This window comes from Halocella sp. SP3-1 (assembly GCF_003953885.1).
Lineage (GTDB): Bacteria > Bacillota > Halanaerobiia > Halanaerobiales > DTU029 > Iocasia > Iocasia fonsfrigidae.
The window spans coordinates 1,412,259-1,427,114 of the sequence record NZ_CP032760.1 but is presented as its reverse complement, the minus strand read 5'-3'; the positions used below and the strand labels follow the sequence as shown (position 1 = coordinate 1,427,114).

Annotated in this window: 16 protein-coding genes and 1 other annotated feature; of the genes, 5 read left to right on the top strand and 11 right to left on the bottom strand. The window is 35.5% G+C overall.

Annotated features, from left to right (window positions below; genetic code table 11):
- Positions 1-202: 202 nt before the first annotated feature.
- Entirely contained in the window at positions 203-1,201 is a 999-nt protein-coding gene (locus D7D81_RS06805) for a hypothetical protein (RefSeq protein ID WP_125988532.1), read from the top strand.
- 57 nt (positions 1,202-1,258) lie between these two features.
- Here the strand turns inward: D7D81_RS06805 and abc-f are convergent, their stop codons facing one another.
- The 6 genes from abc-f to D7D81_RS06775 all read right to left on the bottom strand — a co-directional run bounded on the left by abc-f (position 1,259) and on the right by D7D81_RS06775 (position 6,218).
- Entirely contained in the window at positions 1,259-3,166 is a 1,908-nt protein-coding gene (gene abc-f, locus D7D81_RS06800) for a ribosomal protection-like ABC-F family protein (protein WP_125988531.1), read from the bottom strand.
- 84 nt (positions 3,167-3,250) lie between these two features.
- Positions 3,251-3,544: a ribosome assembly RNA-binding protein YhbY gene (gene yhbY, locus D7D81_RS06795; protein ID WP_125988529.1), complete on the bottom strand. Its 294-nt coding sequence runs from the start codon at positions 3,542-3,544 to the stop codon at positions 3,251-3,253.
- Between the two features lie 48 nt (positions 3,545-3,592).
- A complete protein-coding gene (obgE, locus tag D7D81_RS06790) occupies positions 3,593-4,876 on the bottom strand; it encodes a GTPase ObgE (protein ID WP_125988527.1) in 1,284 nt (427 codons plus the stop codon).
- Between the two features lie 199 nt (positions 4,877-5,075).
- Complete coding sequence (gene rpmA / locus D7D81_RS06785; protein ID WP_125988525.1) at positions 5,076-5,354, bottom strand: 50S ribosomal protein L27; 279 nt, start codon at positions 5,352-5,354, stop codon at positions 5,076-5,078.
- Positions 5,355-5,396: 42 nt separating this feature from the next.
- Complete coding sequence (gene rplU / locus D7D81_RS06780; RefSeq protein WP_125988523.1) at positions 5,397-5,708, bottom strand: 50S ribosomal protein L21; 312 nt, start codon at positions 5,706-5,708, stop codon at positions 5,397-5,399.
- 11 nt (positions 5,709-5,719) lie between these two features.
- Positions 5,720-5,793, bottom strand: a sequence feature (ribosomal protein L21 leader region).
- Between the two features lie 185 nt (positions 5,794-5,978).
- Positions 5,979-6,218, bottom strand: a complete 240-nt coding sequence (locus tag D7D81_RS06775; protein WP_125988521.1) for a hypothetical protein — start codon at positions 6,216-6,218, stop codon at positions 5,979-5,981.
- Between the two features lie 221 nt (positions 6,219-6,439).
- On the opposite strand from D7D81_RS06775, the gene D7D81_RS06770 reads away from it, so the two are divergent.
- Positions 6,440-6,649, top strand: a complete 210-nt coding sequence (locus D7D81_RS06770; RefSeq protein WP_125988519.1) for a helix-turn-helix domain-containing protein — start codon at positions 6,440-6,442, stop codon at positions 6,647-6,649.
- Between the two features lie 463 nt (positions 6,650-7,112).
- Complete coding sequence (locus D7D81_RS06765) at positions 7,113-7,325, top strand: LLM class flavin-dependent oxidoreductase (protein ID WP_125988517.1); 213 nt, start codon at positions 7,113-7,115, stop codon at positions 7,323-7,325.
- Here D7D81_RS06765 and D7D81_RS06760 read toward each other — a convergent pair.
- Positions 7,322-7,510: a hypothetical protein gene (locus D7D81_RS06760; RefSeq protein WP_125988515.1), complete on the bottom strand. Its 189-nt coding sequence runs from the start codon at positions 7,508-7,510 to the stop codon at positions 7,322-7,324. The genes D7D81_RS06765 and D7D81_RS06760 overlap by 4 nt on opposite strands.
- A gap of 230 nt (positions 7,511-7,740) precedes the next feature.
- Between D7D81_RS06760 and D7D81_RS06755 the strand changes: the two genes are divergently transcribed.
- Both D7D81_RS06755 and D7D81_RS06750 read left to right on the top strand, forming a co-directional pair.
- Positions 7,741-8,076 (top strand): nucleotidyltransferase domain-containing protein, encoded by a 336-nt coding sequence (locus D7D81_RS06755; protein ID WP_125988513.1) that lies wholly within the window; start codon positions 7,741-7,743, stop codon positions 8,074-8,076.
- Positions 8,048-8,446, top strand: a complete 399-nt coding sequence (locus tag D7D81_RS06750) for a HEPN domain-containing protein (protein WP_125988511.1) — start codon at positions 8,048-8,050, stop codon at positions 8,444-8,446. The genes D7D81_RS06755 and D7D81_RS06750 overlap by 29 nt, the downstream gene beginning before the upstream one ends.
- 319 nt (positions 8,447-8,765) lie before the next feature.
- Here the strand turns inward: D7D81_RS06750 and D7D81_RS06740 are convergent, their stop codons facing one another.
- The 4 genes from D7D81_RS06740 to D7D81_RS06725 form a co-directional block, all read right to left on the bottom strand.
- Positions 8,766-10,361 carry a PD-(D/E)XK nuclease domain-containing ATP-binding protein gene (locus D7D81_RS06740; RefSeq protein WP_125988509.1) on the bottom strand — a complete coding sequence of 532 codons (1,596 nt, stop codon included), beginning with the start codon at positions 10,359-10,361 and terminating at the stop codon, positions 8,766-8,768.
- Positions 10,362-10,574: 213 nt separating this feature from the next.
- The gene (locus D7D81_RS06735; protein WP_125988507.1) at positions 10,575-12,260 is read right to left on the bottom strand and encodes an Rne/Rng family ribonuclease; all 1,686 of its coding nucleotides are present in this window, start codon (positions 12,258-12,260) and stop codon (positions 10,575-10,577) included.
- Position 12,261: 1 nt separating this feature from the next.
- Entirely contained in the window at positions 12,262-12,960 is a 699-nt protein-coding gene (locus tag D7D81_RS06730; protein ID WP_125988505.1) for a TIGR03936 family radical SAM-associated protein, read from the bottom strand.
- Positions 12,960-14,822, bottom strand: a complete 1,863-nt coding sequence (locus tag D7D81_RS06725) for a TIGR03960 family B12-binding radical SAM protein (RefSeq protein WP_125988503.1) — start codon at positions 14,820-14,822, stop codon at positions 12,960-12,962. The genes D7D81_RS06730 and D7D81_RS06725 overlap by 1 nt, the downstream gene beginning before the upstream one ends.
- Between the last annotated feature and the right edge of the window lie 34 nt (positions 14,823-14,856).

Here is a 14,856-nt window from a genome sequence, read left to right as displayed (position 1 = left end):
TATCTACTTAATATTATATAATTCTCTAAAACTATCTTAATACCTGCCTGAATACCTGGTATATATATAATTATTTCTCTATCATTTTATAATTATAAAAAAATAAAATCTATTTTCTGGTTAAAAATAACATCATATTTATGGTAATTATGTTAATAATATAAATGCAGTATACTGCAATATAATTAAGGAGTTGATGCTTTTGAATCAAAATAATAATCAAGCATTTCAACAAAATGCCGTAAACCAACAGATGCATGCCGGGCCGGGCCTTGGACAGGCTTATACTCAATTGCAACAGGGAAATCAGGGTAACCCTAATATACAAAATCTTGCCCAAAATAAAGGCTTACAAAACACAAGCCCTGGTCAGAGCCAGTATGCCCGGAATAACAATTACTACCAGCCCTCAATACAGCAGGGCGGTGGCGTTAATCAATACGGGGCTAAATTTAGTTCCGGGGCAAGGGATGAGGACATAGGCTCTGCCTATTATCAATCCCAGCCTGCTCAAAACGCTCCCCAGAATAATATCAGGAGTCAGTATACCGGTAATCAGCCTGCTAACATGCAGTATGGTCTGAACAATAATACCGGTCAGAGCCAGTATGCCCGAAATAACAATTACTATCAGCCCTCAATAAAGCAGGGCGGCGGGGTTAATCAATACGGAGCTAAATTTAGTTCCGGTACAAGGGATGAAGACATAGGCTCTGCCTATTATCAATCCCAGCCTGCTCAAAACGCTCCCCAGAATAATATCAGGAGTCAGTATACCGGTAATCAGCCTGCTAACATGCAGTATGGTCTAAACAATAATACCGGTCAGAGCCAGTATGCCCGAAATAAAAATTACTATCAGTCCTCCATGCAGCAGGGCGGCGGGGTTAATCAATACGGAGCTAAATTTAGTTCCGGTACAAGGGACGAAGACATAGGCTCTGCCTATTATCAATCCCAGCCTGCTCAAAACGCTCCCCAGAATAATATCAGGAGTCAGTATACCGGTAATCAGCCTGCTAACATGCAGTATGGTCTGAACAATAACACCGGTCAGAGCCAGTATGCCCAAAATAACAATTACTATCAACCCTCAATACAGCAGGGCGGTGGAGTTAATCAATACGGGGCTAAATTTAGTTCCGGCACAAGGGATGAAGACATAGGTTCTGCCTATTATCAATCTAAACAAGGATTCTAAGCACAACTTACAACAGGAGAGCGGGCTTATTAATAAGCCCACTCTCCTGCATAAAAATTATATATAGGACTCCCACTCTTCATATAACTCTGCCAAACCCTGTTTTAATTTATCATATTTAATTTTTAATTTATTTAATAACTTAATATCAGTAATATTCTCTGGAGCTGTCATCTCTTCTTCTATTTCCTTAATAAGAACTTCTTTTGTTTCTATCTCTTCTTCAATATTGGCTAAGCTATTTTTTCTTTGTCTTTCCTGCCTTGCCTTTTCTTTGAGTTTATGATAATCAGACATCTCAGGCTTTTCCTCATCAACTATCTTATCTTTTTCCTGTATTATGTCTTCTTTCTTTTTTCGATAATAATCATAATTACCATAGTATTTAAGCAAACTACCATCAATTAATTCATAAGTAAGCTCAATTATTTTGTTAAGAAAATATCTATCATGGGAAACAACCATTACAGTGCCGCTGTATTCTGCTAAGACTTCTTCCAGTATCTCACGTGATGGAAGGTCAAGGTGATTAGTAGGTTCATCAAGAATAAGGAAATTGTAACTACCGTTCATTAATTGAAGTAAGCGGAGTCGACTCTTTTCCCCACCACTTAGGTCAGCTACCTTTTTAAAAACCTCATCCTCTGTAAAGAGAAAAGCAGCCAGGGCATTTCTGGCTTCAGCTGTAGTCATAGAACACTCCCTGCGCAGGGCAGTAAGCAGGTCATCATTTGGGTTAAACCCTTCAAATTCCTGACTATAATAGCCTATTTTTACATTGCTTCCAACTTTAATCTCACCACTGTCAGGGTGGTAATCCCCTAAAATCATTTTCAAAAGGCTTGTCTTACCACTACCATTTTTGCCTATAATAGCCGCTTTTTCTCCCCAGTAAAGATTTAGGTTTAAGTCTTTAATAATTTGCTCTTTATTAAATCCTTTATCAAGGTCCCGAATAGTTAAAACCTCTTTACCACTGCGTTCATCAACAGATAAATCCAATCCCATTTGTTTACCATCAAGAATGGGTTTATCTATTCTATCTATCTTATCTAACGATTTCTCCATACTTTTAGCCCTTTTAAAGAACTTGGCATTATCCGCTGAACGGCCCCATACATAAAGACGTTCAATAGCCTCTTCCATCTTTTTAATTTTCTTCTGCTGGTTTTCATATTCATGCAATCTCTGTTCAAAACGTCTCTTTCTTTCTTCTAAATAATAAGTATAAGTCCCATTATATTCTTCGTTTTTACCATCCCTCAACTCAACAATTCTCTCGACTACCTTATCCAGGAAATAGCGGTCATGAGAGATAGCTATCACTGTACCCTGGTAATCACTAAGATAGTCCTCAAGCCACTGGATTGATGATAAATCAAGGTGGTTAGTGGGTTCATCAAGTAAAAGGAGATCAGGTTCAGATAATAAGAGCTTTATTAAACCCAATCTGGTTTTTTCACCACCACTTAATGTATTAACAATACGCTGGTTTAATTCTTCTTTAGTAAAACCCATACCAAGGGCAACCTTTTTTATCTTGCTTTCATACTCATAACCACCCTCACGTTCAAAGCTGTGTTGCAACTCACTGTATTTCTTCATAAGTTTATCATGATCTATATTATTATTACTCACAGCCATCTTCTCTTCAAGGAAACGTAATTTCTTTTCCATCTCTATTAGATGGAAATAATTTGTCCTCAGCTCTTCAATTATGGTCCGATCGTCTTCAAAATCAGGCAACTGACTTAGATAACCTATCTCTATCCCTCTTTTCAGGGATAGATTGCCAGAACTATAGGGTTCAAAACCAGCAATAATTTTAAAGACAGTTGTTTTGCCACAACCATTAGGCCCGATTAAACCAACCCTTTCCCCCTGGTTTACATGAAGACTAAAATCAGTTAATACATCTGTAACACCATATGACTTAGCAATATTATTAAGGCTTACTACAAGCATCTTAACCCCAACTTCCTCAACTATTTTCTTTCTCTATAATATCAAAAACAATGACCCTTTAGCAAGAGCTGCAAGAACTTAACCTCAACCCGGCAAATTATAAATAGATTCTTCCGGATTTTCCCTATATAACACAAACACACTACCAATCACCTGAACAAGTTCTGCCTGACAGTCAGCTGCCAATTTGTGGGCAACACCCTGAACATCCTCTAAAGAATTATCTAAAACACGACCTTTTACTAATTCATGATCAAATAGAAGAGTATCCAGTTGCTCTTTTAAACCTTTATTAATACCATCTTTACCTATATGAAGTAGTGGATCAAGCCTGTTGGCTTTTCCCCTGAGGTAACTCCTCTGTTTAGCTGTTAACATAATATCTCTCCCTCTTTAATTTAAGAAAATCTAGCTACTATTCACTATTTACTCAATATAATCAAATTCCATAGGACCAATTTGAACTGTATCCCCTTCCTGAACACCAGCATTTTTCATTAACTTACCAAGTCCATGATGATGCAGTACCCTGAGTAATCTCTTGACAGAGTCTTCATTATTAAAATCAGTCTTCTGGACATATTCATCAACTAGCTCACCCTTTATCTGATACAAATCTCCATTAAGCCTCTTAATCTCAAGGCTTTCTTCCTCATCAAAATCAGGGGTTATCATTACCATTCCATCTTCAATTTCAGGGAGTTCTTCTTCCGGGAGTTCAGCCAGTATCTCTCCTACCCGATATATTAGATCATTAACACCCTGATGGGTTACGGCAGAGATAGGGTATACTTCATAACCCTCTTTTTTGAGTTCCTCGGTCACTCTAACTATATTTTCTTCTGCCTGTTGAATATCAATCTTGTTAAGGGCAACAAGTTGAGGTCTGCTGGCCAGTCTTTCATTATATTTTGCCAGTTCATTATTTATTAAGTGAAAGTCCTTTACTGGTTCTCTCCCCTCTATCCCCGATACATCTATTACATGAATTAATAGTCTAGTTCTTTCAATATGACGCAAAAATTCATCTCCAAGGCCAATACCCTGATGGGCCCCTTCTATCAATCCAGGTATATCAGCCATTACAAAAGAGTGGTATTCTCCAATTGAGACTACACCCAGATTGGGTTTAAGGGTTGTAAAATGATAAGAAGCAATTTTAGGTTTAGCTTCAGAAACACTAGAAATTAATGTTGATTTGCCTACATTAGGAAACCCAAGCAATCCTACATCTGCCAGTAATTTTAACTCCAGACGAAGATTAACAATTTCTCCTGTTTCACCCTGTTCAGCAAAACGCGGGGCTTTCCGGGTAGGTTTCTTAAACCTGGCATTTCCTTTACCACCTTTACCACCATGGGCTGCAATAAATTCCTGTCCATCATCTGTCAGGTCAGCCATTAATTCAGCTGAATCAGCATTATAAACAACTGTACCTGGGGGCACCATCAAGATAAGGTCTTCCCCATTACGTCCGTGCTTATTACTCCCTGAACCATGTGTCCCCCTCCCAGCTTCACGGTACTTCTGGTAGCGGAAGTCTGATAGGGTATTCAGTCCTTCATCAACCTTTAAAATAACATTACCACCATCACCACCATCACCACCATCAGGTCCACCCATATCTATATATTTTTCACGGCGAAAACTAACTACACCATTCCCACCGTCTCCACCTTTTACCTTAAATTCCACTTCATCAAGAAACAAAGCTATACCCCCTTCCTTTATTATCTTTCCCTTAAGAAACAATATTTACTTAAAGCAAAATGGTTTCACCAGCCAAACTTAATCAATAAATTATAAACCAGACAGATATATGTCGGTCTTTAAAGTTCTGAAATTTCAATATGTAAAAAACCCCCAGAGCACTATTATGCACTGAGGGTTAAAATTCAGGTAAATTACCTTAATTAGCTATACTTTCTAATTGACTATCGGTATAAACACTAATCTGACGGGAAGTTTTACCCTTCCTTTCAAATTTAACATAACCATCAATTTTAGAGTATAGTGTATCATCGCTTCCTTTACCAACATTTAAACCGGGATGAAACTTAGTACCCCTCTGTCTAACCAGTATACTACCTGCCTTTACAAATTGGTCATCAAATCTTTTAACACCCAGTCGTTTAGATTCACTATCACGACCATTCCTGGAACTACCAACACCTTTTTTCTTGGACATCAATTCCACCCCCCTATATGTTTAGAATTATATAATATTGGACTACGCCTCAATCTTCTCTATTAAGACCCTTGTATATGGTTGACGGTGTCCGGTTTTTTTGCGGTAACGTTTTTTGCGGCGGTATTTAAAAACAATAATCTTCTTGTTCTTACCCTGTTCGATCACCTTACCACTTACTTTAGCCCCTTCGAGATAGGGACGACCGAATTTAGCACCATTATCATCAACTACTGATAAAACCTTATCAAACTCAACACTTCCATCTTCAGCCACAGGGAGTTTTTCTATCTTAATAATTTTCCCTTCTTCAACCTGATACTGTTTGCCTCCAGTTTTTACTATTGCGTACAAGTACTCCACCTCCCTTACCTCAGACTCGCCGAATCGGGCAGCTCTACAGCATTTTAAAGCCCTTGCCGTGCGGTTTTGGCACAGAATTTATTTTAGCATATATTGCTTAATAAGTCAAGTGAATGTATTTTACTTTTTTTACCTTTTTTTAGCAGTCGAATTTGATAAAGAAATATTGTTTTTGTAATTAGCAATCAGCTGGTAATCCTTTTCTTTGGCCCCAGCATCATTTACAATAAGTCCCTTCGCCATTTCCTGGAGCTATGTTTATCACTCTTTTATACTAATTATTTCTATTAAAAGTCTTAAACCATCTCTAAACCCTGTTTTATATGAAAATTTTGATACCATAATATTCAATTGGAATATTATATCATGTCTTTCTTCAAACTCATTTGTATTAACGGCTTTTTCCTGTAGTTCAATGATTTCCTTTTCATGCATAAGCCTGTCCAGGTCCTCAACTCTATTTTCATAAATAAGATTAATAATACTTTCAACCATATTCATTAATCAAGCTCCCTTCTGGTTTTCTATGATTCCTTTAATAGCCCAGACTATGCTCTAAATTTACAGTACGCTATAAAGCGCCCTCTTTCATAATTCATTTAATTTAGTCTGTTATTTAATTATAGCGTACATACTATATATTGTCAATGCTATTTATGGTATATCATACATATTGTGTTCCTTTTATGTGTCTTATATAATATATAAGAGGATGTGATATTATGATTAATATTAAAATCAACAATATACTAAATGACAAAGGAAAATCTATTTACTGGCTTGCCGATAAAACTGGACTTGCTTATTCAACTACTTATAATTTAGTTAATAATAATACTGCCTCAATCCACTTTAAAACTTTAGAAGAAATAATGCAAGCTTTAGATATTACTGACTTTAATCAGGTGCTGGAAATTATTCCAGAGGAATAACCTGATACTCTCTGGGGTATATGCCTGAAAGCCCCCCTTGCACTTTCTAGCTATAAAGTAATTACAATATCAGACTTATCATGGCAAGCACTTTTTTCAAATTTATAAGTACTCGGATATTATCCGGCTCTCCTCTAGATAGCACTTTTTAATATATAAATTATTTGGACCCCGTCCCTGAACCCGGTGTATACCCACATTTTTCTACTTCTGATATACAAAGCCAAAAATCTTTTCTAGTTTATTATTTACTCTCATTAAGATAAGATAACTCTCTGGTTAGGGCCTCCAGTTTTCCTATAACTTCACTAATTTTTAGCTGTATCTTTTTTTACACGTTTTAGTATATTATTTTTTATTATAGTTTAATTTTATATCATTTTATTTATACTGTCAAGTATTTTTTTTAACAATTTTGAATATCATTAAACTTTATAGTATAATATTCAAGGAGGCGGTAATATTGACTGCAAAAAAGACTATCAAAAAAATACTTATTGATGAAGATATGACCTTAACTGAATTAACAGAAATATTCAATAAAAAGTATAATAAAAATGATACTGTTCAAAACCTGAGTAATAAATTGTCTAGGGGTTCTCTTAGATATGATGAGGCTGAAAGGATAGCAAAGGCTTTGGGGTATGAAATAAAGTGGGAGAAGAACAGATTTTAAAATGTTATTCCGGAAGCACAGATTCCAACCTTATATGCTGTAGCAATGGCTATTGACACAGTGGTAGCGATAATTATCGGCAAAACGTATGATAAAAAAGGTTTTATTTTATTAATAGCAATACCGTTACTAACATTAGCTATCGCCTTTTTAGGCTTTTCTAAAAACTCGATATTTGTAATCATTGCTGCTACCTCACTATACGTTGGATGTGCTAGTCATCTAATTCGGTCAACTAATAACACAAGGACTTTCACCCTGCTAGATTATCGGCATTAACGGCTGCATCCGCGGAAATACTCTTGATTTGTTATATGATAGTCGAGCATGTTTTTTTATTTATCTAAAGGATATTCTTTATCTATATTGAATTATTATATTAACAAGTAAGTATAATATATTTGGAGGTGTTTTTATGTCTATAAATGAATATATTGATTTTATATTAAAAAAGATAGTTTCATTTTATGACCCCCAAATAGTATATCTTTTTGGTTCACAAGCAAGAAATGATGCAAATAAAGATAGTGATATTGATCTTTTAATTATTGAAGAAACTGACAAGCCAAAAAGATTACGAGCTTTAGAATTCAGAAAAGAATTAAGAGGCAACAATTATTACCCAGTAGATATGTTAGTGTACACTCCTCAAGAATTTAAAGATGAATGCCAAATAAGAGGTACGATAGCTTATCATATTAAAGAGGAGGGTAAAATTTTATATGAACAAAAAAGTACAATCGCTAGTTAAAGATTGGTTTGACTTTGCAGAAAAAGATCTTAAAGCAGCAAAAAAACTTTTTAAAGAATTTAATCATATTACTTGTTTTCACTGTCAACAATCATCTGAAAAATATATTAAAGGATTATTAGTTTTACTACAAATTGATTTTAGAAAATCACATAACTTAACTTATCTTTTAGAACTTCTCAATAAGGATATTCCTGATAACATCATGTTCTCGGCAGAATATTTAAATGAATTTGCTGTTGAAGCTAGATATCCTGGTGATTTTTCAACAATTAGTGATAAGGAAACTAAAAAAGCTTTAGAATATGCGCTTAAAATAAAGAAGTATGTTTTAAAGTTAGCTAAAAATAATACAAAATTTAAGCAATAAATTACGCCGCCAAACTATACAATATAAAGAAGTGAAAGAAATTGCAAATATAATTGGTTATGAAATAAAATGGGAGAAGAAATAGATTTTAAAAGAAGAATGGGGACGGGCTCGTTTGTTTCCTTTTATTTTGCGTTAAAATTATATTTAGAGATATAACTAAAATCTTGCCAGTTTTCTTTATGTGAAAACTTACCTTTTTATCCCTTAAAAGCTACTACTTATAAAGAGCACAAATAAAGTATCTCCCCTGTTTAAAAAGGGAGATATTTTCAAATAGAATGAGCCTATTATTATTAACTTTTTTACTTGTTAAATTTTACTTGTCATTGTGTCTAACTTCAAATTCACTTACATTTCTCTTTTCCGTATCAAAGTTTATTCCAATTAAAACTACCTCTTTTTCTTCTATCTTAAACTTATCTGCATAGTCTTTCTCTTTAATTTGTTCAACTGCTTTTTCAGCACTTTGATTACATTTAAATTCGATAATAAATATATTCTCTTCTGTCTTCACCAGCATATCTATTCTGCCTTCAGAGGTTAGAAGCTCAGAATATACATTCAGGTTGTTGTCAGAAAATAGTACACCAACCATATAGAAGATACTGTGATAGTAGTGTTCCCTTTCCTCCAGTGATTTTGGAATATTTATATTGGCTATACTTGCAAACAATGATTTCATGTATTCCATGAACTGTTCATAGTCTCTATTAAGCAGTGATTTTTTTATGCGGTGGATAATGGGAGTTTCTACTCTATCATCAGTAAATTCTTCTAGTAAATTCTGGGTTAACCCCCCTTCTACTTCATGATTGGGATAACCCAGTGTATATATTATATTATCTTCTACATCTTTAATTGTTAGATATCCTGTCTGAAACAGCAGTGGTATTAACTTTAATTTTGTTATATCATATGCCTTTAACTTATTTCTACCGACCTCTAAATTATCAAGTCCGGTAACATCAAATTTCTGCTCTTTAATTAAATCTACTAGAAAGGTAGGTGTGCCACTTTCAAACCAGTAATTATCTATTTTTTGATAATCCAGTGCTTTAGCTATGGAATAGGGATTATATACTTTTTCTGCCTCATCACTAAATCTAAATCCATTATACATTAGCTTAAATTTTTCATATAATTCTCCTAACCTAATATCCATTTTATCAGCAAATGCCTCAAAATGTTCTTTAAAATTATCTCTCAGTTCTTCTTCTGTATAGCCCAGCATTGCTGAAAACCTGGGATGCATATCCAGCTCAATAAGATTATTAAGTGTAGAAAAGATAGAAACTTTACTGAATTTAGATACACCTGTTATAAATACTAACTGTAAGTATGGTTCAAGAGGCTTCAAATTATCGTATAGTATCTTTAAAAATTCCTGATTTTCCTTAGCTATCTGCAAACGTCTTTTCTGCTCATCTCCGAGATCTTTTCCCAGATTTGATATTATCGGTTTATCATATTCATCTATTAGAATAACTACACCTTTATTATATTTTTGTGACAGTTTTTTTACCAGTTCACTAAATTTAGTGGATATCCGGGCAGCCCCCAGTGTTACTCCATAACTTTCAGCATATTTTTGTAATATCTCTTCAATTTCCATTTTCATGATATCTGTAGTTTTATTTTCTATTTCATTATAATCAAGTCTGATGATCGGATATTCTTCCCAGTCCCATTCCTGGTCATAGACATATAAGTCCTTAAATAACTCTCTCTTTCCTTCATAAAATGTTTTTAAAGTATCTATAAATAATGTTTTACCAAATCTCCTGGGGCGGGATAGAAAATAATATTTATCCTTACTTACTATCTCATATAAATATCTAGTTTTATCGACATATATATAATTTTTTTCAATAATCTGTTCAAACTCAGCCAGAGATATAGCTATCCTCTTCACTTCTAAACCCCCTATTAGAACTTAATAATCTTAATAAATCAATTATCCTGATAACCCACACTTTTATTATACTTCATCTGTAAATAATTATCAATTGTTAAAGCTGCTCTGCTGCTGTAGCCTGTAGCCATCTAGTTACATCAATTAAAGCTTGCCTTATAGAGAAAGGGCCCCATATCGGGAGCCCTATATCAGGAAGTATAAGTTATTAAGCTATTTTATTATCTCTGCCCTGGCAAAAGTGCGGGCAACATCGGTAATCTTGACGTTTAGCTTATCCCCAACCAGATGTCCGCCCCCTTTAATAATGATAATATATCCCTTGATACGAGCTATCCCGTCCTCTGGATTATTTAACTGCTTTTCCTCGATTAGCAGTCTATATTCTTCCCCTTCTTTAACTGGTAGAGCAAGGTCAGCCATCTCTTCTTTCTTGCCTTTCTTTATCGTATAATCCTCTATATGTAACTCATCATTACCACTTACATAAATATCCAGGGCAAATTTTTCTTCTAATTCTGCCAGTTTTTCCCCACCAGTACCAATTAATACAGCTGCTACCCGGGGATGCATTTCTAGATATAAAGCAGAAAAATCCTCGTTTACAGCCAGTTCATTTATCTCCCTGATAACCCTTAAAGACATAGTCCCTTCTGATACAACCATACCAGTACCCTGACAGTAGGGACATTCCTTTTGTATTAACTCACCATAACCTTCTCTGACCTTTTTTCTGGTCATTTCTACTAAACCAAGCTGGGTTAAACCTAATAAGGCAGTCTTAGTCTTATCTCTGGCCAACTCCTTGCTGAGAACTGCCAGTACCCTTTCCTGATGTTCTCTAATAGTCATATCTATAAAATCTATAATTATAATACCACCAATATCACGCAGTCTTAATTGTCGGGCTATTTCTTTAGCTGCTTCAAGATTTGTTTTAAAAACAGTATCCTGTAGGTTCTTTTTACCGGTATATTTACCTGTATTGACGTCTATTGCTACCAGTGCTTCAGTCTTATCGATGATAATATAACCACCAGAATCCAGCCAGACACGGCGATTTAAGACTCTGGACAATTCCTTTTCTATTCCATAAACAGTAAAAATAGGGTTTTTACGCTGATAATAAACTATTTTTTTGCTTAAATGAGGGCTTATTTTATTTAACATTCTTACTATTTTTTGATAATCATCATGATTATCTATCACAAGTTTATCAATATCATCAGATAGGTGGTCACGTATAATCTGCTGTATTAGGCCAACATGTTGATAAATTAAACTGGGGGCATTTTTTTTACTATTCTCATTCTGCACTTCATCCCAGGTATGGGTTAAATAATCCAGGTCCATTTTAAGTTCATCATACCCTTTACCAGCAGCATTAGTCCTGATTATAACACCATATTTATCTCCTAACAATTTATCAGTCAGTTTAGAAAGTCTCTGCCTTTCTTCTGGCTCATTTATCTTCCTGGATATATTTACCCTATTCTCATAAGGCAACAAAACAAAATAACGGCCAGGGATAGTTATCTTACATGTTACTTTCGGGCCCTTACTACCAATTGCCTCTTTAATAACCTGTATTAATAACTCCTGCCCTGGTTGAAGAACATGTTGAATACCCAATTTGTTATTTTTCCAGCGTTCAAGCTGGTCTGTATTTAAAATTGGAAACAAATCACTAATATGTAAGAAGGCATTTCTATCACTACCAATATCAACAAAAGCTGCCTGCATACCCGGTAGGACATCCCTTACTATTCCAGAATATATATTACCTGCAATTTGTTCATATGTATCCTGTTCAAAAAAAACATCTTCCAAGCGATTATTTACCAATATACCTGCTCTTTTTTCACGAATCCCTGAATTTATTATTATTTGCCGGCTCATTTTAATCACTACTCCCGGTTATTATCTGATCATAAGGCTCATATAATTTGTTTTTTCTCCTTACATAGAGCCCTTCTCTTTTAATATTAATTAAAGGAACCTCCTTTATCACTTCAAAATATTCCCCTAATGCCCTGACAATTTCAAGAGGCCTAATATTCCCCCGGCTACCAGTACTAACAGTAAACTCCCAGAGGAAATCCCTGATTACCTCAATTTTATAGATTAAGGGTCTTAAATCAATAACCCGATCATCCTTATTTCTTCTATACCTGATTATCCTGATTTCCGGTAAAGACATAAACTCTCTTATTAGCTTTTCTTCATCCTGTTTACCATCAAAATCCATCTTAATTTGATAGACAGCAGTATTTATCACTGCCATCAAGGACTTAACACTATCTGAAACCACCCTTGCCTCCAGTAATTTAATTCCTTCAGGCAGCTTTTTATTTAAACAATCTACAAAATCCTCTTCACTAATATCTTCATTTAATTCCAGATCAAAATATTCATTCTCACCTTCCATACCGACAGGGAGCGGCTGGCCTAAGGCCAGCTTCTGATGTGGATTATACCCCTCTGAATAAGAAACAGGGAGTCCTGCCCTTCTATTGGCCCTACGTAGGAGAGCCATCAACTCCAGATGAGATATATAGTGAACAGGTTTCAATTTAGCAAATTTAACCCTCATCAACATTAATTATCACCAACTAACTCCAGTTTCGTATTTAATTCACTGCAAATATCACAACCAGTACACCCAGCATTTCGGCAGTCTTCAGTAAGAACCCCTTTTTCTGCCAGTTGGTATTCCTGCTGTAAAAATTCTTTACTAACCCCCATATTAATATGATCCCAGGGAAAGATCTCATCTACATCCCTGGCCCGTAAATACTCTTCTATACTTAGTTCATTCTCTTGAAAAGCCTGCCGCCAGTTTTCAAAATCAAAACTATCACTCCAGCCGTCAAAACGGCAGCCTTTCCTCCAGGCTGATTCCAGCACCGGACCCAGGCGCCTGTCACCCCTTGAAAAAACCCCCTCTAACAAACTCAGCTCAGGGTCATTCCAACTCAGGGAAAGCCCTCTACCTTTAATATTATTAATTAGGTAATTCTGCTTACTGACTATCTCTTCCCTGCCATCCATCTTAGCCCATTGAAAGGGGGTAAAAGGTTTGGGAACAAAGGTCGAAACACTGACATGTATCTTAATTGCCCTCATTCGCTTTTTCCGCTGACTTCTAATCGACTTACCAAGTTTTAAAATATCCTTAACCAGTTTGCTGATACCTGCCAGGTCCTCATCCCGCTCCAAGGGGAGTCCCATCATAAAATAAAGTTTTATTGTTGACCAACCTTCTTCAAAGGCACCCTTTACTGCCTCAAAAATATCTTCTTCATTAACACCTTTATTGATAACATCCCTTAAACGCTGTGTACCAGCTTCAGGTGCAAAAGTTAAACCAGATTTCCTTACCCGCTGAATCTCTTTGGCCAGATTAACAGAGAAACGATCAACCCTTAAAGACGGTAAAGAAATACTTATTTTCTTATTCTCATAACGATGAGCCAGGCTCTTAACCAGACCAGCTATATCACTATAATCTACTGCACTAAGTGAAGTCAGGGATAACTCGTCATAACCTGTACTTTCCAGTATTTCATCTGCCAGTCTAATAACTGTCTCTTTCTTACGTTCCCTGATAGGACGATAACTTATCCCTGCCGCGCAAAAGCGGCAGCCCCTGGTACACCCCCGGGCAATCTCAATAACAGCCCTATCATGTACAATATCATGATAGGGTACAATAAAATCAACAGGATAAAATGCCTCATCAAGATTAGAGACAATCTGCTTGGAGATAGAGGGTTTTACACCCTCTCTGTTAATAGAAATCCCGCTAACTACTCCACCTTCTTTATATTTTAGATCATAAAAACGAGGCACATAAACACCAGGCAATTGACTTAAATGATACAAAATCTCTTCTCGTTTTAGACCCTGTTTCTGTAATTCTTTATATTTCCTGACAAGAGTAACTATCCCCTCTTCTGCTTCACCGATAAAAAATAAATCTATAAAAGAAGTCAGCGGCTCAGGGTTATATACTGTTGAACCACCTGCAATAACAAGGGGATATGCCTCATCCCTGTCCCTACTATATAATGGTATATTAGCCAGATCAAGCATATTTAAAATATTTGTATAACTCATTTCATATTGCAAAGTAAAACCAAAGATATCAAAATCCCTGATTTCCCTTCTGCTTTCTAAAGAAAACAGTGGTATTTCTTCTTTTCTCATCAAGTCTTCCATATCCGTCCAGGGGGCATATACCCTTTCACAGAGAATATCCCCCTGCTGATTTAAAAGGTGGTAAATAATCTTTAAACCTAGATGTGACATGCCTATCTCATAGAGATCAGGAAAGGCCATTACAACCTTGGTCAAGTCAGGTTGCCAGTCCTTTTTAATTACATTCCATTCATTACCTATATACCTGCTGGGTTTAGTAACCCTATATAGAAGTCCTTCAAGCCTGTTAGAAAGGTCCATTAATATCACCCCTAATAATATCTTTTCTCCGATT